The organism is Cellulomonas hominis (assembly GCF_005239125.1).
GTDB classification, from domain to species: domain Bacteria; phylum Actinomycetota; class Actinomycetes; order Actinomycetales; family Cellulomonadaceae; genus Cellulomonas; species Cellulomonas hominis_A.
Window position 1 is genome coordinate 36,745 of sequence record NZ_SZYE01000002.1, and the last position, 22,300, is coordinate 59,044.

The window sequence follows — 22,300 nt, forward strand, 5'->3', positions numbered from 1 at the left end:
CCGCGGCAGCTCCATCGCGCTCGCTACTGCCACCTCGGCGCACGGACAACAGCGCCGTGGTCGGACGGGGTGATCCGAGGAGCGGGTCAGCGCCGGCCGGTGCCCGAGAGCTGCATCGGCCGGCGCCGGGGCTCGCCGCTGCTCGGTGAGCTCGTCGACCTGGGTGGCGAGCGACTGCTGGAGGACGGTGGGTGGACGAATTCCCTGGGGTCAGCCGCCCACCGCGGTCACGTCGACGACCTCCGCGGACGATGGCCGGCGCGGTCCCTCAGCGCGCCTTGTCGGTCGTCAGCGCCAGGTCCCGGGCTGCTGCGACGTCGGACGCCAGGGCCGTGGCCCGCTCCGCGGCCATCGCCGAGGAGTCCGAGCCGAGCTGCTGGCGCAGCGGCCCGTCCGCACGGGCCGCGATCAACGCGATCGCACGAGCTGCTCTGACGGGGTCACCGGGCTGGGTGCCCGGCATCGCGCGGTGCTGCTCGATCATCGAGGCGATGGCCGGGTACGCGTCGCCCGTGTCTGCGGCGACCTCGAGCGAGCTCGCCCGGAGGAAGTCCGTGTCGAAGTACCCGGGCTCGACGATCGTGACGCGGATGCCGTGGTCCGCGACCTCGCCGGCCAGCGACTCCGTGAGCCCCTCGACGGCGAACTTCGCGGCGCAGTACAGGCCCCAGCCCGGGAAGGCCAGGAGCCCCAGGATCGAGGACACGGTGATCACGTGCCCGGACCCGGCAGCGCGCATGCCCGGCAGCACCTCGCGCAGGACGTTCCAGGTGCCTGCGACCTGGACGTCGAGCATGCGGCGCACGTCGGCGTCGCTCGTGTCCTCGACCGCGCCCAGGTAGCCGTAGCCCGCGTTGTTGACCACGACGTCGATGGCGCCGAACCGCGTGGTCGCCTCCGACACCGCGGTGCGCACGGAGTCCGGGTCGGTGAGGTCGACCTCGAGCGCCAGGAGGCCCCCGGTCGGGACGCCGTCGAGCGCGGCGAGCAGTCGCTCGGTCGAGCGGGTCGTGGCTGCCACGCGGTCGCCCCGGCCGAGGAGATGGCGGACCAGGGCGAGGCCGAGGCCCCGGGAGGTCCCGGTGATGAACCAGGTCGCGGCGCTGTCGGTGGGGGATGTCATGGGAGTTCCTCTCTCGTCGGTTCCTCCAGCCTCCGGTGGTCGGCGGGGCCGTGGGGCCGCACAATCGGCCGTGTGCGGCCCAGGAGGCGCGCGCCTAGGACGCGCAGGGCCAGGCGCGACGACAACGTGGTGCGAGACGATCGAGCAGTGGCCGACGTCAACCGCGAACTCGCCGACTTCCTGCGCCGCGCGCGCGGCCAGGCCGACCGGTCCCGGGCGGGCCTCCCCCCGGACGATCGGGTGCGCCGCGTGCCGGGCCTCCGGCGGGAGGAGGTCGCTGCGCTCGCCCGCGTGTCGACGGACTACTACACGAGGCTCGAGCAGGGACGGCGGATCGTCCCGTCGGCAGGCGTCGTGGCGGCGATCGCGACGGCCCTGGACCTGGACGACGCAGGACGCGCGCACCTGACCCACCTGATCGGCGCGGCTCCGCGCCCGTCCCGACGGCCCGTCCGTGCGCAGAGCGCTCGCAGGGGGCTGCATCAGCTCCTCGACGCTCTCGACGGCGTCCCGGCGCTGCTGCTGGGACGACGTACGGACGTGCTCGCGGCCAACAGGCTCGCCCGCGCCCTGCTGGCCGACTTCGACGCGATGCCCGCTCGGGACCGGAACTACGCGCGGTGGATGTTCCTCGATCCCGAAGCGCGCGAGCGCCTCGTCGACTGGGATGCGCAGGCCCGGACCGTCGTGGAGAACCTCCGCCTCGAAGCGGGTCGCGACCCCGACGACCCGGCGACACAGGCGCTCGTCGGCGCCCTGACCATCGCCAGCCCGGACTTCGCCCGGTGGTGGGAGGAGCACCGCGTCCACCAGCGCACGTTCGGCGACAAGCGGTTCCGGCATCCTGTGGCCGGTGACCTCACCCTGCAGTACGAGACGCTGACCAACCCGGGCGACCCGGAGCAGGTGCTGTTCCTGTTCACCGCCGAACCCGGGTCACCGTCGCGCCAGGCGCTCGACCTGTTGACGAGCTGGACGGTGGAGCGGGCCGGGCACCCGTCCGCCTGACACCGCCGCTCCCGGACCAGGTCGGTCCCCCCGGCCTCCTGCGCGCGAGCGAGCTGAGTCGAGCGCGCCGGATCGGTAGAGGTGCAGGTCAGGAGATACGCAGGCCAGTACTGGCACCGCTGCCGATCAGGATCGGGCGTACTCGCCGGACGACGGTCTCCTGCGAGGACGATCGAGCTACTCGGCGACCGAACCCCGGACCTCGGCGGCGCTCGTCCGTTAGCGTGCCGAGAGCTCGGGCACCGGCCCGGCAAGACGGGGGGTGGTGTCGGTGGCGCAGGGGCAGGTGGCACGGGTTCGACTCCGGGCAGCGGCGCAGGTCATCGCCGTGCTGGCCCTCGTGCTCACCGTCGCCGACGGGTTCCGGTGGGGGAATCGCTGGTACGTGGCCACTCAGTTCGCCCAGTCCGACGTGGACTCGGGTAACGCGATGGTCGCGCACGCGCACGAGGCGCTGGTCCGCGGGCTCGCGCTGCTTCTGGTGGCGGCCGTCGCCGCGGTGATCGGGTGGCGAGTGCGCGTCGTCGTCGTGCACCGCTGACCCGGGCGCGCGTGATCCGCCGATGCCGAACGCTGGCTCGCGTCCGCCGAAGCGCGGCGAGGTCGGACAGCGCAGCATGGCGAAACCGCAGGTCAGCACGATATGCCGGGGTCTGCTGGCACCTCATGCGCTGCAGCACGTCGTCGGGGGAGACGCGCGTGGTCGTCGTCAGCCTCATGCCCGGGGCCGACCCCGCCGCACCCGTCCTCAGCGGCCGGGGAGGCTCGCCAGCGCCTGCGAGCGCCGCGCGACCAGCTCGGCGTACGTGCCGTCGCGCTCCGCCCACCGGTGCTGCAGCACGCCCTGCACGAGGATCTCGGCGGGCGTGGGGTCCTGGGCGAGCAGCCCGAGGGCCTCGTCGAGGAACGCGTCGAGCGGCAGGGCCGCCGGGTTGACCTTCTCCTGGCCGGCCGTCGCGACGGCCGGCGGCACGAGCTCGGTGACCTCGACGCCGGTGCCGGCGAGCTGCGCGCGCAGCGCCTCGGTGTAGGCGTGCACGCCGGCCTTGGACCCCGCGTACGTCGGCATCGAGGGGAACGGCAGGAACGCGATGCCCGAGCTCACCGTGACGATAGCGCCGCCGCCGCGGCCCACCAGGTGCGGCGTGAAGGCGTCGACGACCCGGATCGTCCCGAGCAGGTTGGTCGCCACCGTCGTCTCGGCGGCCGGGTAGTGCGCGGGGTCGCGCAGGTCCTCGACCAGCATCACGCCGGCCATCGCGACGACGAGGTCGAGGTCCGGGTGCGCGGCCAGCACGGCGTCACGGGCGCGGAGCACGGAAGCGGCGTCGGTGACGTCGACCTGCACGGTCTCCAGGTCGTCGACCCGTCCGGTGCTGCGGCCGCCGACGACGACGGTGCTGCCGGCCGCGGCGAGCCGCCGCGCGAGGCCGAGCCCGATCCCTGACGTGCCGCCGACGACGAGGGCGGTGCGGTGGGTGAGGTCCATGGGAGGTCCTTCTTCCTGTACGGGTTGTGGTGCTGCCAGGCTGCCGGTGCCCCGCAGCCGGTGGGTCCGCCCCGTCGGTCCTGGGAGTGGCAGGACCACCCCTCCGGGGCCGTCGCCCGCCTACCGTGGCCCGGTGAGCGGAGACGACGGGACGAACCGGCTGGGCGCGTACCTGCGCGCCCGGCGCGCGCTCGTCACCCCCGAGCAGGCCGGCATTCCTGGCGGCGCGAACCGCCGCGTGGCGGGCCTGCGGCGCGAGGAGGTGGCGCTGCTGGCCGGCATCAGCGCCGACTACTACCTGCGCCTCGAGCAGGGGCGGGACCGGAACCCGTCGGTCCAGGTGCTGGACGCACTGGCCCGGGTGCTCCGGCTCGACGAGGTGGAGTCGGCGTATCTGCAGGACCTGGCCGCGCCACGACCCCGCGGGCGGGCGCGGCGCCCGACCGGCGAGCGGGTCCCGGGGCGCCTGCACCACCTGCTCGCGGCGCTGGACGTGCCCGCGTTCATCGAGGGCCGGACGTTCGACGTGCTCGCGGCCAACTCGCTCGCCCAGGCGTTCTCGCCGCGGCTGCGGGTGGGCGAGAACCGGCTGCGGTCCCTGCTGCTCGACCCCGAGGAGCGGGCGTTCCACGACGACTGGGAGGGCGCGGTCGCCGGCTTCGTCGCGGCCTTCCGGCAGAGCGCCGGGGACGGCGCCGACGACCCGCGCACGGTGGAGCTGGTGGGCGAGCTCTCGCTGGCGAGCGCCCGGTTCCGGACGCTGTGGGCGCGGCAGGACGTGCGCCGCCTCGCGGGCGGGACCACGGTGGTGCACCACCCCGTCGTCGGCGAGCTGACGCTCCACCGGGACAAGCTGCCGGTCGACGGGGTGGTGCTCGTCGTGTACTACGCGGACGAGGGCAGCCCGAGCGCCGACCGGCTGCGCCTGCTCGGGGCGCTCGGCGCGCCCGCGCGAGGCTGAGCGGACCGGGGACGTGGTCGGGCGCGGAGTTCGTGGTCGGCCGTCGCGGCACATCCGGTAGCCGATCCCACCGTCGACCCCGCCGACGTGTCGGTGCCCTACTGGCGTCTCTGCGTATCAAGGTCGGGCGTACTGAGAGGTCGGGCTCGCCCTCGCGTGGTCAGCGTTCCGTGGTGGTGGTCGCAGCACGCCGAGCCGCGACCTCGTCCATGTGCGCCTGTGCCCAGATCCGGAGGGGCCTCACCGTTCGATGCAGGGACAGCCCCAGGTCGGTCAGCTCGTAGGCGACCGTCACCGGAACGGTGGGAGTCACCGTCCGCGTGACGAGCCCGTCGGCTTCCAGGCCGCGGAGCGTCTGGGTCAGCATCTTCTGGCTCACCCCCGCGAGGAGGCGGGAGAGCTCGGAGTAGCGCATCGACACCGGCCCGCCCGCCGGCGCGTCCGGCCCCCCAGCACTGTCCCCGGCGAGCCCGCACAGCACGAGGGTGACCCACTTGTCGGAGATCCGGTCCAGCAGCTGCCGGCTCGGGCATCCCGCGAGGAACGCGTTGTACTGCACCTTGGCCTGAGCCCGCGCCTGCGCTGCCGTCGTGGTCATCGAGCCTCCGCTGTTCGGTGAGTAACGCACTTTGAAGTGCCTACTTCCTGATGGAGAGCACTGTTGCCAGTCTGACTCACGGCGCCAGCTCGGCGCCAGACCGACGACAGGAACGGCAGCATCGTGAGCAGCACTACCGCGCTTCCCGGCGGCACCTGGACCCTGGGGGACCGGACCGTCACCCGCTTCGGCTACGGCGCCATGCAGCTCGCCGGTCCCTGGGTGATGGGGCCGCCCGCAGACCGCGACGCCGCCTTGGCGGTCCTGCGCGAGGCCGTCGCGGCCGGCATCACCCACATCGACACCAGCGACGCCTATGGGCCCCGCGTCACGAACGACCTGATCCGCGAGGCCCTGCACCCGTACGACGACTCGCTCGTCGTGGCGACCAAGGTCGGCGCCGAGCGCGACGCAGAGGGCGGCTGGCCGACCGCGCGCCGCCCCGAGGACCTTCGCCAGCAGGTCACGGCGAACCTCGAGGCACTCGGCGTCGACTCGCTCGACCTCGTGAACATGCGGATGGGCGACGCCACCGGGCCGCAGGCCGGGTCGATCGCCGAAGGCTTCGAGACCCTCGCGCAGCTGCAGCAGGACGGCCTCGTCCGGCACCTCGGGGTCAGCAACGTCACGCCCGAGCAGGTCGCCGAGGCTCGCGCCATCGCCCCCGTCGTCAGCGTGCAGAACATGTACAACCTCGCCGTCCGCCACGACGACGACCTGATCGACGACCTGGCGCCCGACGGCATCGCCTACGTCCCGTTCTTCCCGCTCGGCGGGTTCACGCCACTGCAGTCGGACGCCCTCGCACGCGTCGCCGAGCGCACGGGCACCAGCTCCATGGGCGTGGCCCTGAGCTGGCTGCTGCACAGATCGGCGAACATCCTGCTCATCTCGGGAACGAAGTCGGTGGCGCACCTGCGGGAGAACATCGCCGCCGCGGCGATCGAGCTGTCTGACGAGGACCTGGCAGACCTGGAGACGATCGGACGCTGACGCTGACCCGGCGGCCGACCGCGTTCCGCGCGGACGGCCGCCGACGCGGACGAACATCCACGGGCTCTCGGCGTTGCCGGTGGCGAGGTCGGGCGGCTTTTCAGGTGCGCTCGGACCAGTCCTGCGAACGGTTCGGGCAGGGGAGTGGGGGTGTGCCGGGCTCGATGGTCATGCCGGCGGGGGAGTCGCGCACGGCATCCACGCGCAGCGCGACGACCTTGACCAGGGGTTGCGCGAGCAGCAGCAGCAACATGCGTGCGGTGCGGTAGGGCAGCGACTCACTGGTCCCGACGAGCATCTCGCCGATCCAGGCGGTGGGTTGGTCCTGGGCGATGGCGGGGCGTGAGCGCGGCGTGCGGTACGGGACGTCCAGGCGCGGGCTCAGTCGGTGGCGTCGCGCGATCACCATGAAGGTGCGGTCCGGCTTCCTCGACCGCCACGCAACCTCCCGAAGTGGTGACATCTGGTGAATCTCGTCGCACCGGATGTCACACCGACGCAAGACCTGCAGGTCAGCGCCTCGGCGCTGGCGCGCCGATTGCACCCCCGTGCCGCCATGCGCTGCGCTCCTGTCGCGCTTCCTCGACGTTCGCGCCGGTCAGAGGGCGGTTCTGCCCGCGTGCCGGGGAGGGGTGACGCTGGCCGTGTGCGACATCAGATGCACGGACGCAGACCCCGCTCTGACATAACGTGCATTATCGGCGTCGAGCCAATCTGGCGCCCACCCAGACGAGAGGACTCGTCTCACCGTGAGCAGACGTCCGCGCACCCGGACAGTCCCTGGGTGCTCCCCGGACGGCCAGCGGGCACGGGGCGACGACAGGTCCGGTCGCACATCTCGCCGAGGACCGGGTCCGGAGCCGGTGACCGACGTCCACGACGGTGGCATGCTCGCTCGATGATCGACGAGTTCGCGAAGACCTACCTCCACGACGACCTCCGCGAGGTGCGGCGGTCGCTCCTGGGCACGCTCGACGGGCTCTCCGAGTACGACGTGCGGCGACCGCTCACGAGGACGGGAACCAACCTGCTCGGCCTGGTCAAGCACCTCACGCTGTCCGAGGCGCGCTACCTGGGCGATGTCTTCGGCCGTCCGTATCCCGAGCGGATCCCGCGCTTCGACGACCCGGGCTACGCCAACCGCGACAGCCTGTGGGTCACCGAACGGGAGTCGCGCCACGACGTCGTGGACGGGTACCTCCGGGCGTGCGCGCACGCGGACGCCACCATCGAGACGCTGCCCGTCGACGCCCGTGGCGTGGTGCCGTGGTGGCCGCGGCCCGACGTGATGCTGTTCAACGTCATGGTGCACGTGCTGACCGAGACCAACCGCCACGCCGGCCACGCGGACATCGTGCGCGAGCAGCTCGACGAGGCGGCCGGCGCCGCCCCGGTGACGTCCACGGCTGCCGACTGGGCGGCGCACCGCTCCCGCGTGGAGGCGGCGGCACGCTCAGCGGCCGGTCGCTGAACGCACCGAGAGTCCGGAAGTCGATCGCCGAACCGGGACAGATCGCGCCCGGTTCTGGACACTCGGCGGCTCGGTCGCGCGCTCGTCAGCGCGGTTCGAGCACCACGACCGGGATCTCCCGAGTCGTCTTCGCCTCGTAGCCGGCGAAGCCCGCGTGCTCGGCCTTCTGCTTCTCCCAGATCGCGGTCCGCTCGTCACCGGTGGCGACCCGTGCCAGGAACTCGCGGGTCTCGGTGCCAATCTCCGCCGAGACCCGCGGTTCTGCGACCAGGTTGTGGAACCACGCCGGGTTGACGTCGAGCCCGGCGAACGAGGCGAAGACCGCGACCCGGCCGTCGCCCAGGTCCTGGTACATCACCGGGTTGACGCGCTCCTGGCCGGATCTGGCCCCGGTGGTGTGCAGCAGGAGCAGCGGAGACCCCTCGAACCGTCCCCCGACCCTGCCCTCGTTCGCGCGGAACTCGGTGATGATGCTGGTGTTCCAGTCGTTCACGGTGGCCTCTCCCCTGCTCCCCTGCCGGCCTGCGCCGGCTTCTGACCCAACTCGTTCCGGTCGCCCGCGCCGCGCCTCGCGCTCAGAGCGCCGCCGCGAGGACCCGCGCCCGCCGTGCGAGCGCCTCGTGGCCGGTCGGGCCACCGGCGGTTCAGCAGGTCGACGCCCTCGGCCCCGCACGCGGCGCGCACTCCCCCGACCGGTCCGCGTCGTCGCTCACCCTCGCGATGCTAGTTCGCCGCACCCGGTTGAACCTGCCCCAGGGGCAGGCCCTAGCGTCGACGGCATGACCAGCACCTACAGCACCGGCCAGGTCGCGCACGCGCTCGGGGTGAGCGAGAAGGCCGTGCGCCTCTACGCCGCCCGGGGGCTCGTCCCGGTGGCGCAGGACCCGCGCACGGGTCGGCGTGCGTTCTCGCCGGAGGCCCTCGACCGCGCACGGTCGGTCGGGCTGCTCCGCGGTGTCGGGCTCTCGCTCGCGGACGTCGCGCGCGTGCTCGACGCGGCGGACCCGGTCGCGGCGTTCGACGACCTGTGGGGCGCCCGGCGTGAGCGGTTGCGTGCGCTGACGGCGGCGGGTGAGCGGGCGCGCGCCGCGCTGTCCGCGACCCCGCTGCGCGACGTGCGGGTCGGCCACCGCGACGTCCCCGAGCGGCTGACCCTCGACCTGGAGCTCCGGACCGACCTGCACGGGCTGCCCGACGCGATCGCCGCGGGAACCGCCGCGCTGTTCGCCGTCCTGCGCGGCGCCGGGGTGGACCTGTCCGGGCACCCGTTCGTCGAGTACCACGGGCGTGCGACGGGCTCCGGGACGGCACCCGTCACGGTCCGTGCCCCCGTCGTCGGCGTGGTCCGGCCGTCGGGGTCGACCCGGCTCTCGGTCGACCCCGCCCACCGGGAGGAGTTCGTGCCGGTCGACGACGTCCAGGTCCGGGACCAGTCGTTCCTCGTCCGCCTGCACGACCACCTGTCGTCCGGCGCGTCCCGCGACGGGAGCCCGGCGGCGGGCGACAACAGGGAGATCTACCTGCCGACCTTCGGGACGGGCGCGGCGGGTCCGGTGATGGAGGTCGCGGTCCCGGTCGGCGTGCCGGGCTGAGCGACGCGGGAAATCCGGTCGACACCCCCGCGCCACGTGGGGCAGCATCGGGTCGACTGCGCCGCGGGCACCGCCGCGACGCCGAGGAGCACGAGGAGCTCGCGGATGTCCGCAGGGAGCGAGGTCGGCCGCCACGGCCACCTTGTGTGACGGGGACGACCCCGTCGCGCCGGACCGCCCCACCCGCACGGGTGCGGGTCGCCGTCCCCCGCGACGGGTGCTCCCCCGTGCCCGCGCGGCCCCGACCGCGGCGGGCGTCACCACTCCCTGAGAGCGAGCCTGCTCATGCGTGCCCTGACCGTGCCCGAGATCCGTGCGTCCTTCGTCAACTGCTCCCGGCGGGAGGCGGCCCAGGCCGTCGTGCCCGACCTGGCGGTCCTCGACTGGGACCGGCTCGACTACCTCGGCTGGACCGACCCGAAGAACCCCCGCCGCGCGTACGTCGTGACCCTGGTCGACGACCGCGTCACCGGCATGGTGCTGCGCGCGTCCGACGGCGCCACCCGGAGGAACGCGGTGTGCGCCTGGTGCGAGGACGTGATCGCGACCAACGAGGTCGCGCTGTTCGTCGCCCGGCTCGCCGGGTCGTCCGGCCGGAACGGCGACACGATCGGGACGCTGGTCTGCGTGGACTTCGCGTGCTCCCGCAACGCGCGCCGCCGCCCGACGATCGCCGAGGCGGGCGAGGACGCCGCGGCCGTCGTGGCGCGGCGGGTCGCCGGCGTGCAGGAGCGCAGCACGCGGTTCGTGGCGGCGGTCGCCCGCGGCTGACCCCTCCCGGCGTGCGCCGCACGGCGGTACCGTGCGGCGCATGCCGATCGCGCTCGAGAACGTCGGGATCGCCGTCCGCGACCTGGACGCGACCATCGCCTTCTTCACGGACCTCGGCCTGGAGGTCGTGGGCCGGGACGAGGTGAGCGGCGGGTGGGCCGACACCGCCGTCGGCCTGGACGGCAACCACGCCCGGATCGCCATGCTGCGGACGCCGGACGGCCACGGCCGGCTGGAGCTGTTCGAGTACCTGCACCCCGACGCGATCGAGACGGAGCCGACACGTCCGAACGAGATCGGCATGCACCGGGTCGCGTTCTCGGTGGACGACCTCGACGAGGCCCTCGCGATCGCCGCGCGGCACGGCTGCCACCCGCTGCGCGGGGTCGCCACGTACGAGGACGTCTACCGGCTGACCTACGTCCGCGGCCCGAGCGGCATCATCGTGATGCTCGCCCAGGAGCTGCGGCGCGGCTGACCCGCCCCGGCGCGTGCCGTCGCGTCAGCCCGCGTCGGCCCGCACCCGGGCGATCCAGTCCGCGAGCAGCGCCGCCGTGAGCGCCGGCTGCTCGAGGTGCACGTCGTGCCCGGCGGCGTCGAGCACCGCGAACGTGGACCTCGGGTAGTGCGCCCGGCGGGCCCACGCGTCCTCGTACCCGACGACCTGGTCCTGCCGCGCGGTGAGGATCAGGCCCGGCGCGGTGAACGGCTCCGGGGACGCGTCCTCGGGCTCGCTGTCGAGGGAGTAGCGGGAGGCGATCCGGGCGAGCGCCTCCTGGTCCGCGGCGAGCAGCCCGGGGCGGACGTGGTCGAGGAACGCCCGCGCACCCGCGACGCTCTGCACCACCGCGCCCTCCGTGTAGTCGGCCGCGGCGTCGCCCAGGAGCGCGAGGGCCTCGGGGTCCGTCCGCAGGACCGTCTTGGGCGGCACGACCCGGCGGTCGTGCTGGGCGACGAACACCCCCGCCACGACCGCCAGCCCCAGCACGCGGCGCCGGTGGTCGTGGGCGACCTGCCGCGCGACCATGCCGCCGAACGACTGCCCGAGGACCGCGAACGGCTCGTCGCCGATGCGCCGGACCAGCTCGTGCTCGACCGCCGTCACGACGTCCTGGGCGCTCGCGACGTCCCCGGCCGGTGTGCCGCCGGCGCCGGGCAGGTCCAGGTACAGGCGGCGCCACCCGCCCGCGGCCTCGAAGACCGGGTCCAGCGGCAGGAGCGCCCGGTGGTCGATGCCGAAGCCGTGGATCAGGACGACCGGTGTCCCGGCCCCGCGTTCGATGACGTGCACCGGCGCACCCTAGCGAGCCGCACCGACATCCTCACTGCAGCCCGAAGCCGCCGTCTGTCGTCAGCACCTGCCCGACCACCCACGAGCCGGCCGGGCCGACGAGCCACCCGATGAGCCGCGCGGGGTCCGCGGGCTCGCCCCACCGCCCGAAGGGGGTCGCCGCCCGCAGCGCGTCGAGCTCGGCGAGCGGGCGGTCGGTCGACCCGGGATCGAGGTACCCGGTGTTGACCGGCCCGGGGTCGACCGTGTTGAGGACGACGCCCAGGTCCAGCAGCTCGGCGGCCACGGTGGCGGTCACGCCGGCCAGCGCCGCCTTCGACGTCGCGTAGGCGACCTCGCCGCGCATCGGCCCGTGCTGCTGGCCCGACGTCATCCAGACGACCTTAGGCGCGCGGTCCGGGTCCGCCGGTCCTGTGCGCGCGCGGCGCTCGCCGGGGCGGGCGGCCGCGAGCCCGGGCCCGGCGGCGAACTGGCTCGCGAACCGCTGCGTCAGCTGGATCGTCGACCGGGTGTTGGTCTGCCAGAACGCGTCGAGCGCCTCGGGCGTCATGTCGAGGATCGACCCGTCGCCGCCGCTGCGGGCGTGGTTGCAGACGAGCACGTCGACGGCACCGGTCAGGTCGCGGGCCGTGCCGAACAGCCGGTCCACCTCGGCGGGGTCGCGCAGGTCGGCGCTCACGCGGCCGGCGACCGCGTCGCCCCGGAGGGACGCGCGCACCCCCGCGGCGACCGCGTCGAGGTCGTCACCGCCCCAGGGCTGGTCCGCGTCGTGCGGCGCGAAGTCGTGCGTGCACACGCTCGCCCCGAGCCGCGCGAGCTCGCACGCGACGGCGAACCCGATCCCCTTGCGGCGCGACACCCCCGTCACGAGCGCGGTGCGACCGGCCAGCGGGAGCTCCTCGACAGGCATGCGGCGACCGTACCGGGGCTGGTCAAGCCCAATCCGTGCCGGACGGCGGCTAGCCCAGCGCGATCACCGCACCGATGAGCGGGCCGACGACGACCAGCTGCATGAGCCCGAAGAACGCCCCGCACACGACGGTGAACGCGCCCGCCGCGGCGAGCCTGCCCGGGGCGCGCAGGTGGTCCACGACCCGGGCGACGAGCCGCCAGGGCCGCAGGACGTCCCAGCTGTTCACCCGGATGTTCCGCCCGAGGTAGACGCCGAACGCCGCGAGCAGCAGGACGGCGACCGTCAGCCAGCGCACCTCGGCGGACGCCAGCCCGTCGACGTCGTCGAACCGCAGCGCCACGTACGCGAGCTGGACGAAGAAGACGTTGATCAGCATGTTCAGCACGCCCGACATCGCGAGCGACAGCACGAGCAGGACGTCGTACCACTCCGGGACCCGCTCCCCCGGCCTGCGGTGCGACTGGTTGAGCTCGGTGATGAGGTACCCGGCGTTGGGCAGCAGCAGCAGCCACACGAGGACCACGACGGCCTCCGCCGCGGCACCCACGGCGCGCGGGGCGCCCGCGGCGATGAGCAGCGCGACCGCGAGGACACCTGCCCCGAGGACGAGCACGGGCGCGATCGACAGACCGACGTTCAGCAGCATCGGGCGGTACAGCCGGGTGCCGAACACCGGTGCCCGCGCGACGACGAGCAGGACCGCGAGCACGTTCATCCCGACGACGCCCAGCACCGTGTCCTGCAGCAGCACCTGTCCCCCTCCGCCCGTCCGACCCTCGCCCATGGTGCCCGAGGAGCGGGCCGGTCGGCCCGCGGAACGCCTCCGCGTCGCGTCCGCGTCTCCCGGCTCTTGACGCCGCACTTGCTTTTTGCAAGTGTGGTGCGCGTCACACACAGCCGCGTCCGAGGGAGCACACCATGACCGCGATCTTCGTCAACCTGCCGGTGACCGACCTCGAACGCGCCAAGGCGTTCTACGAGGCCGTCGGGTTCACCATCAACCCGCTGTTCACCGACCACAACGCCGCGTGCGTCGTCGTGGAGGAGGACCACGGGTACTTCATGCTCGTGACCCGCGACTACTTCCAGACCTTCAGCGACCGCCCCATCGGCGACCCGTCGACCACCGTGTCCGTCGCGACGGCGATCTTCCTCGACAGCCGCGAGGCGGTGGACGAGACGGTCGCCCGGGGACTGGGCGCGGGCGGCGCCGAGGAGCGGCCCGCCTCGGACTACGGCTTCATGTACCAGCGCCAGCTCGCCGACCCCGACGGGAACCTGCTGGAGTTCGGCTGGATGGACCCCGTCGCCGCCGCGAACGGCCCCGCGGCCGTCGCCGACCAGCAGGCCTGAGGCCGATGGCCGCGCGCGACTACGGGCAGTACTGCGGCGTCACCCGCGGGCTGGAGCTCGTGGGCGAGCGCTGGGCCCTGCTCATCGTGCGCGACCTGCTCGTCGGGCCGCGCCGCTACGGCGAGCTCGCGGCGGGACTCCCCCGCATCCCGAGCAACGTGCTGGCGGCGCGGCTCAAGGAGCTGCAGGAGGCGGGCGTCATCCGGCGCGCACCGCGGTCCCGGGTCGTCGTCTACGAGCTGACGCCGTACGGGCGGGAGCTCGAGCCGGTCGTGCTCGCCCTCGGGGCGTGGGGCTTCAAGGCGATGGGCGACCCCCGGGAGGGCCAGGTGGTCACGGCCGACTCGATGACCGTCGCCCTGCGCACCGCGTTCCGCGCGGACGTGGCCGCGGACCTGCCGCCGACGGCGTACGCCGCGCGCGTCGGCCCGGCGGAGCTGCTGGTCCGGGTCGACGGCCCGGCGCTCGCCGTCGCGCGGGGCACCGACCCCGCGGCCGACCTGGCGTTCGCCGCGGGACCGGGCATCCGGCGGCTGATCTCCGGCGAGCTGGACCCCGCCGGCGCGATCGCGACCGGCGTGGTCGAGGTCCTGCGCGGACCCGACGGGCTGCTCGACAGGTTCGCGCGGACGTTCCACCTCGCGGCCTGACCGGCCGCGCCCGCGCCGCCCCTCGTGTTCACTGGGCGGATGCGACGGGTCCTGGTCCTCGGCGGCACCGCCTGGCTCGGGCGCGCCGTCGCCCGCGAGGCCCTGGCCCGCGGCGCCGAGGTCACCTGCCTCGCGCGCGGGGCGTCGGGGGACGCGCCGGAGGGCGCGCGCCTGGTCCGCGCGGACCGGTCCCGGCCCGGCGCCTACGACGGCCTCGCCGGCGACTGGGACGCGGTGGTCGAGCTGGCGTACGAGCCGGTGCTGGTGCGGTCCGCGCTGGCTGCGCTCGCCGACCGCGCGCGGCACTGGACGCTGGTCTCGTCCGTGTCCGTCTACCGGCGCGACGACGAGCCGGGCGCCGACGAGTCCGCGGACCTCGTCGAGCCGCGTGACCTGACCGCGTACCCCGACGCGAAGGTCGCGGCCGAGCGCGCGTCCGCGGAGCGGCTGCCCGGTCGGCTGCTCGTCGCCCGCCCGGGCCTGGTCGTCGGTCCCGGCGACCCCTCCGACCGCTTCGGGTACTGGCCCGCGCGGCTGCACCGCGGTGGCCGGGTGCTCGTGCCCACCGGCACCGGCCGGGCGGTCCAGGTGATCGACGTCGACGACCTGGCCGCCTGGGTCGTCCGCGCCGGCGAGGACGCGGTGACCGGGGCGGTCGACGCGGTGGGGACGAGCGCACCCTTCGACGTCCTCGTCGACACGGTGCGGGCGGCGACCGGGTTCACCGGGACCCTGGTGCCCGCGGACGACGCCTGGCTGGTCGACCACGACGTCCGGTACTGGGCCGGCCCCCGCTCGCTGCCGCTCTGGCTGCCCGCGTCCGCGTCGGGCTTCGCCCGGCGGTCGAACGCGCGCTACCGCGCGGCAGGGGGGCGGGAGCGGGACCTGGCCGAGACCGTCGCGCGCGTCCTGCGGGACGAGGTCGCCCGCGGCACCGGCCGACCGCGGCGCGCGGGGCTCACCGCCGGCGAGGAGGCCGACCTGCTCGCCGCGCTCGCCTGACGACGCCCGGTCGACCACCCGTCGACGCGCCGGAACGCGTGCGCCGTGGTCCACTGCGGGTCGTGACCGCACGAGGTCCGCGACCCTCCCCCTCGACGGAAGCAGCGACGACATGAGCACCACCAGCCCGGCCCACCCGGCGGACGACCGCGACCCGGGCGACGCCTCGCTCGCCCGCGACACCGGGCCGCTGCGGTCGGTCGTCGTGTACAACCCGGTCCGGGTCGACGGCCTGGAGGAGCGGCGGGCGGCCGTCGAGGCGGCGCTGACCGAGGCCGGGTGGCCGCTGCCCGAGTGGGTCGAGACGACGGAGGACGACCCGGGTGCGGGTCAGGCGCGGCGCGCGGTCGAGGACGGCGCGCAGGTCGTGTTCGCCTGCGGCGGCGACGGGACCGTCCGGTCGTGCATCGAGGGCCTGGCCGGCACCGACGTCGCGCTGGCGGTGCTCCCCGCCGGGACCGGGAACCTGCTCGCCGCGAACCTCGGCGTGCCGGACGACCCGGCCGCGGCCGTGCAGATCGCCACGGAGCACGGTCGGCGGCGGATCGACGTCGGCGAGGCCGACGGCCACACGTTCGCCGTGATGGCCGGCATCGGCTTCGACGCGGCGCTGCTCGACGACGCCTCGACGGCCCTGAAGGCCAAGGCCGGTTCGATCGCCTACGTGCTGTCGGCGCTGACGCACCTGCGGGACCGCAGCATGCACCTCGAGATCCACCTGGACGACCAGCCGCCCGTGCGGCGCCGCGCGCGCTCGGTGATCATCGGGAACGTCGGGCGCCTGCAGGGCGGCGTGCGGCTGCTCGCCGACGCCGAGCCGGACAACGGGCAGATGGACGTCGCCGTGCTCGCCCCCCGCACGCTCGGCCACTGGGTGCAGACCGCCTGGGGCGTGCTGCGGCACCCGCACCGGGTCGCGCACCTGGACGTGCTGCGCGCCTCGCGGATCACGGTGGTCAGCGACCGCGAGGAGCGGCGGCAGGTCGACGGCGACGTCATCGAACCGGGCCGCACCCTCACCGTGACGATCCGCCCGCAGGCGCTCGAGCTGTGCGTGCCGCGGCCCGAGCGCAGCCCCGACCTGGCGGAGGGCTCGGAGCACCTCGGCGGCTAGCGCGCCGGCGCCGCCGGGGGCCCGTACGTTTCCCGGCGTGCTCCGCCTCTCCGACTCCCGGCTCGCGTTCGTCACCGAGCGCCACCTCGCGACGCTCACCACCCTGCGGGCCGACGGGACGCCGCACGTCGTGCCCGTCGCGTTCACCTGGGACGAGGACGCCGGGCTGGCGCGCGTGACGACCCGGCCCACGACGCAGAAGGCGGTGAACGCCCGCCGCCGGGTCGACGGCGTCCCGGGGCGCGCGGTGCTGTGCCAGGTCGACGGGCGGCGGTGGCTCACGCTCGAGGGCACCGTCGAGGTCGCCGACGACCCGGGCGAGGTGGCGGAGGCGCTGGCCCGGTACGCGGTGCGCTACCGCACGCCGGACCCGACGATCGAGCGGGTCGTCCTGCGGATCACCGCGGACCGGGCGATGTCGTCCCGCGACCTGGCCTGAGGTCCCCCGGCCCCGCCGGGCCCGTCACGCGAGGCGCCGCAGCACGATCAGCGGTGTCACGTAGTGCTCCCGCACCGTGCCCCCGAGGTCCGTCGCGGCCCGGGCCGCCGCCTCGGCCTCGTCGGGCGTCCAGTCGCTGAAGGTCGCGAACAGGTCGCGCACCTGCCCGGCGTCGAGGTCGACGGCCCAGCGGAACCGGTCCCGGTGCACGACCTCGAACAGCCCGCCGCCCGCGAGGACCTCCGCCCAGCCCGCGTCGTCGAGCTCCCCGGGCCCCGGCCGGGGCGGCCGCGGGCCGCGCCGGGCGACGATCCGGTCCACCCGCTCGCGGAACGGCGTCACGGGCGCCTCCGGGTCGCCGTACGCGTTCCGCCACACCGCCAGGTGCCCACCCGGCGCCAGCGCGCGGTGCACGTCCGGCAGCACGACGCCGAGGTCGAACCAGTGCACGGCGGTGGCCGCCACCGCCAGGTCGAACGCGCCCGGGGCCAGGTCGGCGTCCTCGGCGGTGCGCGGCACGACCTCGGCCGCCGGCCACCGCCGCCGCAGCCGCGCGGCGAGCGACTCCCCCGGCTCGACGGCCAGCACCGCGGCGCCGGCGTCCAGCATCGGGCCGGTGGCCTGGCCCGTGCCCGCGCCGAGGTCCACGACCCGCACCCCCGGGCCGAGCAGCCGCAGCGCGCGCAGCCGCTCCCACAGCGCAGGCGGGTACGGCGGCCGCCCGCGCTCGTACGCGTCGGCGTGGGCGTCGAAGTGCCCCGGCCCCGGCATGCCGCGCAGCCTAGGCGCCGCCGCTCGCAGTCCCCGGAAGTTCGAGCATTGACAGTTAGAGGTCGAACACTTAGCTTTCTCGACATGGACGCACCCGACCCCACGACGATCCTCGACCTGGTGCGGTGGATCGGCTGGGCCCAGCGCAAGGCCGGCGAGGACTGGGTCCGCTCGCGCGGGCTCACCCACGAGCAGGCCTTCGTCCTGGGGTATCTCGCGCAGAACCCGGGGTCGATCCAGCGGGACGTCGCCGCGATCACCCGGACCAGCGCCGCGAGCGTCTCGAGCCTGCTCAAGGGCCTGGAGGCCCGCGGCCTGGTCGAGCGCCGCACCGAGCCGGGCGACGAGCGCAGCAAGCGCGTGCACGCCACGCCGGAGGGCGCCGAGCTCGTCGTGGGCTTCGCGTCGGCGGTGGCGGCCGCGGACGACGCGATCCTCGCCCCCCTGACCCCCGACGAGCGCGAGACCCTGCGCGCCCTGCTGACCAAGGCCGCGGCCGCGCTCCCCCGCCCCACGCGGGACTGACGCCCCCACGACCTCACCCCACCGCGCGGCCGGTCCGCGCGGCGGCACCCCGCGCCCACGCGCGCCCACCCCTCACCCCTGAGCACCCACGCGGCCCGCCGCGCGCTTCGCCCTGCCCAGAAACGGAGCAGCCATGCGCACCACGACCCCCTCACCCGAATCGGCCGACGCCCCCGGCACCGACCGCTGGTTCCTGTCCACCGCGCCCGTCGTCAGCGCCCTCGTGCACCTCTGCGTGCCGATGGCGGCGGCGATGATCGTCGGCGCGGTCTACAACGTCATCAACGCGGGCTTCATCGGCTCCCTGCACGACGACGCCCTGCTGGCCGCCGTGACCCTCGGGTCACCCGTCCTCGCGCTGGTCATGGCCATCGGCAACGTGTTCGGCGTCGGCGGCGGCGCGCTCGTCTCCCGGCTCCTGGGGGCGGCCGAGCGGGACGGCGCCCGCACCGGCGAGATCCGGCACGTGTCGGCGTTCGCCCTGTGGGGCACCGTCGCGGTGGGCGTGCTCGTCGGCGGGGTCGGTCTGCTCCTGCTCGACCCGCTCGTCTCGCTCCTCGGGGCGGACCAGGCGGCTCGGCACGCCACCACGACGTTCGTCGGCGTCCTGCTGGCCGGGGTGCCCGTGCTGGCGGCGGCCGTGTGCCTGGAGCAGCTGGTGCGCGCGGAGGGCGCGGCGCGCCAGGTGATGACCGGGCTCATCGCGTCGACGGTCGCGAACGTCGCGTTCGACGTGCTCTTCATCCTCGTCCTGCACCGGGGCGTCGCGGGAGCGGCGCTCGCCGTCACCCTCGCGAACGCGGTGACCGTCACGTACTTCGCCGTGTGGCTGACCCGGAACAGCACGCAGACGAGCCTGGCACCGCGCTGGTTCACGCTGTCGCCGGCCGTGCTGAAGCCGGTGCTGGGCGTCGGGATCGGCACGCTGCTGCAGTCGGCCTTCCTCATCGTCACCGCGCTGGTGCTCAACAACCTCGCCGCCGGCTACGGCGACGGCCCGCTCGCCGCGATGGGCGTCGCGGTGCGGATCGCCCAGGTGCCGGAGTTCCTGGTCATGGGCGTGACGCTCGGCGTGCTGCCCCTGTTCGCCTACGCGTACGGCAAGGGCGACCGCGCCCGGCTCCTCTCGGCGCTGCGGACGTCGTCGGTCGCGGTCGGTGGCGTGGCGCTGCTGTTCTCGGCGGTGGTGCTGCTGTTCCGGGACTCGCTGCTGGCGGTCTTCCTCACCGACCGCGCGGTGCTCGCGCTGGGCGTCACGGTGCTCGCGGCCCAGCTCACGGCGATGATCGCGAACGGGTTCACCGGGCTGATCACCTCGCTGTTCCAGGCGACCGGCCAGGCGCTCCCGGCGACGATCATGTCCGTCACGCAGGGCGTGCTGTTCGTGCCGGTCGTGCTGCTCGGCAACCTCTGGTTCGGGCTGCCGGGGATCATCTGGGCGCTGACCGTCACCGAGGTGGCGGTGCTCGGGGCGGGCGCGGTGCTGCTGCTGACGACACGGCGGGCGATCGACCGCGGCCTCGCGGACGGGAGCCCCGAGCGCGCCGAGGAGGCGCTGGCGATGGCCGAGGGCTGACCCCGCGCAGCCGCACCGACGCCTTCCGGCGCGCCCCACGCGGATCTGCGTGGGGCGCGCCGGAAGCCGTGGGCGACGTGGGCCGTCGGCCCGGCCGCGGGGAGCGGCGGCCGGGAATCGGCTGGAGGACCGCATCCCGTCGCGCGAGCATGGTCGCGTGGACACGACGACGCCGGAGCCCGCCGAGACCCGCCTCCCCGGCGGCGGCATGGGCGGCGCGGTCCGGGCCGGCGGCACCGTCCGCCGCGCAGCGGGGCCGTGGACCCCGACCGTGCAGCACCTCCTCGCCCACCTGCGCGCGGCAGGCGTCGCAGGCGTCCCCGCCCCGCTCGGCGTCGACGACCGCGGCCGCGACGTGACCGAGCACGTGCCGGGTGACGTCCCCCGCTACCCGCTGCCCGCGTGGGTGTGGCGCGACGAGGTGCTCGCCGACGCCGCGGCCCTGCTCCGGCGCGTGCACGACGCCTCGGCGTCGTTCGACCGGAGCGGCGCCGTCTGGCGGCTGCCCCCGCGCGAGCCCGCCGAGGTGGTCTGCCACAGCGACACGTCGCCGGACAACATGGTGTTCCGGGACGGCCGGCTCGTGGCCCTGATCGACTGGGACACCGCCGCGCCGGGACCGCGCACCTGGGACCTGGCGTACCTCGCGTACCGGCTGGTCCCGCTGGGCCCGGCCGGCGCCGACCCCGGTCCGCTCCCCGTGCCCGAGCGCCGGCGGCGCCTGGACCTGCTCTGCCTGTCCTACGGCGGCGTGCGCCCGGGCGACGTCCTCGCCGCCCTCCCGGTCCGGCTGCGCGAGCTGGCCCGGTTCACCCGGGAGCGCGCCGGCGGCGACACCCGGCTGCTCGGGCACGTCGGGCTGTACCTCGACGACGCGGCGTGGGTGGAGGCCCGGGCTGCCGCGCTCGGTGCGGAGCCGGGTGCCGGCTGAGCGCCGCGGACCGCGGCCACGGGCCCGCGACCGGCGGGACCGTGGCGCACGTCACGGAATCCGCCGCCGCCAGGCGGCGCTGCCCCCGGCGTGAAGATCTTCGACCCCAGCACCGTCGGCCGCGTCGCCCTGGCCAACCGCGTCGTCATGGCCCCGCTCACCCGGCTCCGCGCCGGCGAGGCCGGGGTCCCCGGTGATCTGCTCGTCGAGCACTACCGCCAGCGCGCCGGCATGGGCCTCGTCCTCACCGAGGGCACGTACCCGGTGATCGAGGGCCGGACCTGGACCGGACAGCCCGGCATCGAGACCGCCGAGCAGGCCACCGGCTGGGCCCGGGTCGCCGACGCGGTGCACGCCGCGGGCGGCCGGATCGCGATGCAGATCATGCACGGCGGCCGGATCGCGCACCCCGACGTCACCGGCGCCGCCCGGGTCGTCTCCGCCAGCGCGGTCGCCGCACCGGGTGAGATCCGCACGCCGGGCGGCAAGGCGGCGCACCCCGTCCCGCACGCCCTCGACGCCGACGAGATCGCCGAGGTCGTCCGCGGCTTCGTCGCCGCGGCGCGACGGGCCGTCGACGCCGGACTCGACGCCGTGGAGGTGCACGGCGCGAACGGCTACCTGGTCCACCAGTTCCTCTCCCCCGCCAGCAACCTGCGGACCGACGCCTACGGCGCCACCCCGGAGGGCCGGGCACGCCTCGCGATCGAGGTCGTGACCGCCGTCGCGGCGGAGGTCGGGGCCGACCGGACCGGCATCCGGCTGTCGCCCGAGCACGACATCCAGGGCGCGGTGGAGACCGACCCCGACGTCACCGCGGCGACGTACGCGGCGCTCGCGGACGGGCTCGCGCCGCTGGGGCTGGCGTTCGTGGACGTGCTGCACCGCGACCTGCGCGGCGCCCTGGTCCAGGACGTCCGGCGCCGGGTCGGCGCACCGCTGATCGGGAACTCCGGCTTCGCGGTGAGCACCACGCGGGACGAGGCGGTCGGCCTGGTCGAGGAGGGTGTCGTCGACCTCGTGGCCGTCGGCCGGGCGGCGATCGCCAACCCGGACCTCGTCGCGCGCTGGGCCCGCGACCTCGGCGAGAACGCGCCCGACCCGGCGACGTTCTACGCCGCGGGGGCCGAGGGGTACACCGACTACCCGACCGCGGCGGCCTGACGCCGGGCACCGCGCGGGCGCGCCCCGGGCGACCGGGGCGCGCCCGTCAGCCGCGTGCCGCCCGGCGGCGCGGCGCCGCCGACCGCGGCGGGTTCGCCCGCAGGTGGGCCCGCACGGTGCCGAGCACCCGCGCGAGCGCCTCGACGTCCTCACGGGCGAGCGGGTCGACCAGCAGGTCCCGCACCACGCCGATGTGCCCCGGGAACACCCGGGCGAGCACGTCGCGGCCGGCCCCCGTGATCGTCACCATGACGCCGCGATCGTCATCGGGGGCCGGCGCGCGCGTGACGAGGCCCGCCTTCTCGAGCAGGCCCGCCTGGTACGTCAGGCCGCTGCGGCTGTACACGACGCCGTCGGCGAGCTCGGTCATGCGCCGGCTGCCGCCGGGCGCGTCGCCCAGCGTGGCGAGCAGCTGGAACTGCACGTAGCTCAGGCCGCCGGCCTCCTGCAGCTGCTGCTCGACCGTGTGCCGCAGCAGGCTGCTCACCTCGATGAGCGCGAAGTACGCGCCGAGCTCCACGGGGTCGAGGGACGGCTGCGTGGCGTCGGTCATGCGTCCCATCCT

Annotated in this window: 27 protein-coding genes; 17 read left to right on the plus strand and 10 right to left on the minus strand. The window is 75.2% G+C overall.

Features of this window, described 5'->3' with window-relative positions; all coding sequences use genetic code 11:
- Window positions 1-268 precede the first annotated feature (268 nt).
- The gene (locus tag FA014_RS00655; protein ID WP_154727786.1) at window positions 269-1,123 is read right to left on the minus strand and encodes an SDR family oxidoreductase; all 855 of its coding nucleotides are present in this window, start codon (window positions 1,121-1,123) and stop codon (window positions 269-271) included.
- 147 nt (window positions 1,124-1,270) lie between these two features.
- Here FA014_RS00655 and FA014_RS00660 point away from each other — a divergent pair, with 147 nt between their 5' ends.
- Both FA014_RS00660 and FA014_RS00665 read left to right on the plus strand, forming a co-directional pair.
- On the plus strand, window positions 1,271-2,131 hold the full coding sequence (locus FA014_RS00660) for a helix-turn-helix transcriptional regulator (protein WP_154727787.1): 861 nt from the start codon (window positions 1,271-1,273) through the stop codon (window positions 2,129-2,131).
- Window positions 2,132-2,417: 286 nt separating this feature from the next.
- Window positions 2,418-2,672 (plus strand): hypothetical protein, encoded by a 255-nt coding sequence (locus FA014_RS00665; protein ID WP_154727788.1) that lies wholly within the window; start codon window positions 2,418-2,420, stop codon window positions 2,670-2,672.
- 207 nt (window positions 2,673-2,879) lie between these two features.
- Here the strand turns inward: FA014_RS00665 and FA014_RS00670 are convergent, their stop codons facing one another.
- Entirely contained in the window at window positions 2,880-3,620 is a 741-nt protein-coding gene (locus FA014_RS00670; protein WP_154727789.1) for an SDR family oxidoreductase, read from the minus strand.
- Between the two features lie 133 nt (window positions 3,621-3,753).
- On the opposite strand from FA014_RS00670, the gene FA014_RS00675 reads away from it, so the two are divergent.
- On the plus strand, window positions 3,754-4,581 hold the full coding sequence (locus tag FA014_RS00675; RefSeq protein WP_230322761.1) for a helix-turn-helix domain-containing protein: 828 nt from the start codon (window positions 3,754-3,756) through the stop codon (window positions 4,579-4,581).
- 160 nt (window positions 4,582-4,741) lie between these two features.
- Here FA014_RS00675 and FA014_RS00680 read toward each other — a convergent pair whose 3' ends face one another.
- Entirely contained in the window at window positions 4,742-5,179 is a 438-nt protein-coding gene (locus FA014_RS00680; RefSeq protein WP_154727791.1) for a winged helix-turn-helix transcriptional regulator, read from the minus strand.
- A gap of 123 nt (window positions 5,180-5,302) precedes the next feature.
- Here FA014_RS00680 and FA014_RS00685 point away from each other — a divergent pair, with 123 nt between their 5' ends.
- Window positions 5,303-6,172, plus strand: coding sequence for an oxidoreductase (locus FA014_RS00685; protein WP_230322762.1), 870 nt, complete (start codon window positions 5,303-5,305; stop codon window positions 6,170-6,172).
- A 100-nt stretch (window positions 6,173-6,272) separates the two neighbouring features.
- Here FA014_RS00685 and FA014_RS00690 read toward each other — a convergent pair whose 3' ends face one another.
- The gene (locus tag FA014_RS00690) at window positions 6,273-6,581 is read right to left on the minus strand and encodes a hypothetical protein (RefSeq protein ID WP_154727793.1); all 309 of its coding nucleotides are present in this window, start codon (window positions 6,579-6,581) and stop codon (window positions 6,273-6,275) included.
- Between the two features lie 489 nt (window positions 6,582-7,070).
- Here FA014_RS00690 and FA014_RS00695 point away from each other — a divergent pair, with 489 nt between their 5' ends.
- Window positions 7,071-7,643, plus strand: a complete 573-nt coding sequence (locus FA014_RS00695; RefSeq protein ID WP_154727794.1) for a DinB family protein — start codon at window positions 7,071-7,073, stop codon at window positions 7,641-7,643.
- A gap of 85 nt (window positions 7,644-7,728) precedes the next feature.
- On the opposite strand, the gene FA014_RS00700 is transcribed toward FA014_RS00695, so the two are convergent.
- Window positions 7,729-8,136: a nitroreductase family deazaflavin-dependent oxidoreductase gene (locus tag FA014_RS00700; protein ID WP_154727795.1), complete on the minus strand. Its 408-nt coding sequence runs from the start codon at window positions 8,134-8,136 to the stop codon at window positions 7,729-7,731.
- 286 nt (window positions 8,137-8,422) lie between these two features.
- On the opposite strand from FA014_RS00700, the gene FA014_RS00705 reads away from it, so the two are divergent.
- From FA014_RS00705 to FA014_RS00715, 3 genes are all read left to right on the plus strand, one after another.
- A complete protein-coding gene (locus tag FA014_RS00705; protein ID WP_195969098.1) occupies window positions 8,423-9,235 on the plus strand; it encodes a MerR family transcriptional regulator in 813 nt (270 codons plus the stop codon).
- A 285-nt stretch (window positions 9,236-9,520) separates the two neighbouring features.
- Window positions 9,521-10,006: an FBP domain-containing protein gene (locus FA014_RS00710; RefSeq protein WP_154727797.1), complete on the plus strand. Its 486-nt coding sequence runs from the start codon at window positions 9,521-9,523 to the stop codon at window positions 10,004-10,006.
- Between the two features lie 40 nt (window positions 10,007-10,046).
- Window positions 10,047-10,484, plus strand: a complete 438-nt coding sequence (locus FA014_RS00715; RefSeq protein ID WP_154727798.1) for a VOC family protein — start codon at window positions 10,047-10,049, stop codon at window positions 10,482-10,484.
- Between the two features lie 24 nt (window positions 10,485-10,508).
- Here FA014_RS00715 and FA014_RS00720 read toward each other — a convergent pair whose 3' ends face one another.
- Genes FA014_RS00720 through FA014_RS00730 form a run of 3 tightly spaced genes read right to left on the minus strand, consistent with a single transcriptional unit; the run spans window position 10,509 to window position 12,961 of the window.
- Window positions 10,509-11,297: an alpha/beta fold hydrolase gene (locus FA014_RS00720; protein ID WP_154727799.1), complete on the minus strand. Its 789-nt coding sequence runs from the start codon at window positions 11,295-11,297 to the stop codon at window positions 10,509-10,511.
- Window positions 11,298-11,328: 31 nt separating this feature from the next.
- Window positions 11,329-12,207 carry an SDR family oxidoreductase gene (locus FA014_RS00725; protein ID WP_154727800.1) on the minus strand — a complete coding sequence of 293 codons (879 nt, stop codon included), beginning with the start codon at window positions 12,205-12,207 and terminating at the stop codon, window positions 11,329-11,331.
- Between the two features lie 49 nt (window positions 12,208-12,256).
- A complete protein-coding gene (locus FA014_RS00730) occupies window positions 12,257-12,961 on the minus strand; it encodes a DUF1361 domain-containing protein (RefSeq protein ID WP_195969099.1) in 705 nt (234 codons plus the stop codon).
- Between the two features lie 167 nt (window positions 12,962-13,128).
- Here FA014_RS00730 and FA014_RS00735 point away from each other — a divergent pair, with 167 nt between their 5' ends.
- The 5 genes from FA014_RS00735 to FA014_RS00755 all read left to right on the plus strand — a co-directional run bounded on the left by FA014_RS00735 (window position 13,129) and on the right by FA014_RS00755 (window position 16,768).
- A complete protein-coding gene (locus FA014_RS00735) occupies window positions 13,129-13,563 on the plus strand; it encodes a VOC family protein (RefSeq protein ID WP_154727802.1) in 435 nt (144 codons plus the stop codon).
- A gap of 5 nt (window positions 13,564-13,568) precedes the next feature.
- Window positions 13,569-14,213: a winged helix-turn-helix transcriptional regulator gene (locus FA014_RS00740; protein WP_154727803.1), complete on the plus strand. Its 645-nt coding sequence runs from the start codon at window positions 13,569-13,571 to the stop codon at window positions 14,211-14,213.
- Between the two features lie 39 nt (window positions 14,214-14,252).
- Window positions 14,253-15,215 (plus strand): NAD-dependent epimerase/dehydratase family protein, encoded by a 963-nt coding sequence (locus FA014_RS00745; RefSeq protein WP_154727804.1) that lies wholly within the window; start codon window positions 14,253-14,255, stop codon window positions 15,213-15,215.
- 112 nt (window positions 15,216-15,327) lie between these two features.
- Window positions 15,328-16,329, plus strand: coding sequence for a diacylglycerol/lipid kinase family protein (locus FA014_RS00750; protein WP_154727805.1), 1,002 nt, complete (start codon window positions 15,328-15,330; stop codon window positions 16,327-16,329).
- A 37-nt stretch (window positions 16,330-16,366) separates the two neighbouring features.
- On the plus strand, window positions 16,367-16,768 hold the full coding sequence (locus tag FA014_RS00755) for a pyridoxamine 5'-phosphate oxidase family protein (RefSeq protein ID WP_154727806.1): 402 nt from the start codon (window positions 16,367-16,369) through the stop codon (window positions 16,766-16,768).
- A gap of 24 nt (window positions 16,769-16,792) precedes the next feature.
- On the opposite strand, the gene FA014_RS00760 is transcribed toward FA014_RS00755, so the two are convergent.
- On the minus strand, window positions 16,793-17,539 hold the full coding sequence (locus FA014_RS00760) for a class I SAM-dependent methyltransferase (RefSeq protein WP_154727807.1): 747 nt from the start codon (window positions 17,537-17,539) through the stop codon (window positions 16,793-16,795).
- Window positions 17,540-17,623: 84 nt separating this feature from the next.
- Here FA014_RS00760 and FA014_RS00765 point away from each other — a divergent pair, with 84 nt between their 5' ends.
- The 4 genes from FA014_RS00765 (at window position 17,624) to FA014_RS00780 (ending at window position 21,735) form a co-directional block, all read left to right on the plus strand.
- On the plus strand, window positions 17,624-18,064 hold the full coding sequence (locus FA014_RS00765) for a MarR family winged helix-turn-helix transcriptional regulator (RefSeq protein ID WP_154727808.1): 441 nt from the start codon (window positions 17,624-17,626) through the stop codon (window positions 18,062-18,064).
- Between the two features lie 133 nt (window positions 18,065-18,197).
- The gene (locus FA014_RS00770; protein ID WP_154727809.1) at window positions 18,198-19,640 is read left to right on the plus strand and encodes an MATE family efflux transporter; all 1,443 of its coding nucleotides are present in this window, start codon (window positions 18,198-18,200) and stop codon (window positions 19,638-19,640) included.
- Between the two features lie 157 nt (window positions 19,641-19,797).
- On the plus strand, window positions 19,798-20,571 hold the full coding sequence (locus FA014_RS00775) for a phosphotransferase (protein ID WP_154727810.1): 774 nt from the start codon (window positions 19,798-19,800) through the stop codon (window positions 20,569-20,571).
- Window positions 20,572-20,661: 90 nt separating this feature from the next.
- Window positions 20,662-21,735 carry an alkene reductase gene (locus FA014_RS00780; RefSeq protein WP_154727811.1) on the plus strand — a complete coding sequence of 358 codons (1,074 nt, stop codon included), beginning with the start codon at window positions 20,662-20,664 and terminating at the stop codon, window positions 21,733-21,735.
- Between the two features lie 46 nt (window positions 21,736-21,781).
- Here FA014_RS00780 and FA014_RS00785 read toward each other — a convergent pair whose 3' ends face one another.
- Complete coding sequence (locus tag FA014_RS00785; protein ID WP_154727812.1) at window positions 21,782-22,288, minus strand: MarR family winged helix-turn-helix transcriptional regulator; 507 nt, start codon at window positions 22,286-22,288, stop codon at window positions 21,782-21,784.
- Between the last annotated feature and the right edge of the window lie 12 nt (window positions 22,289-22,300).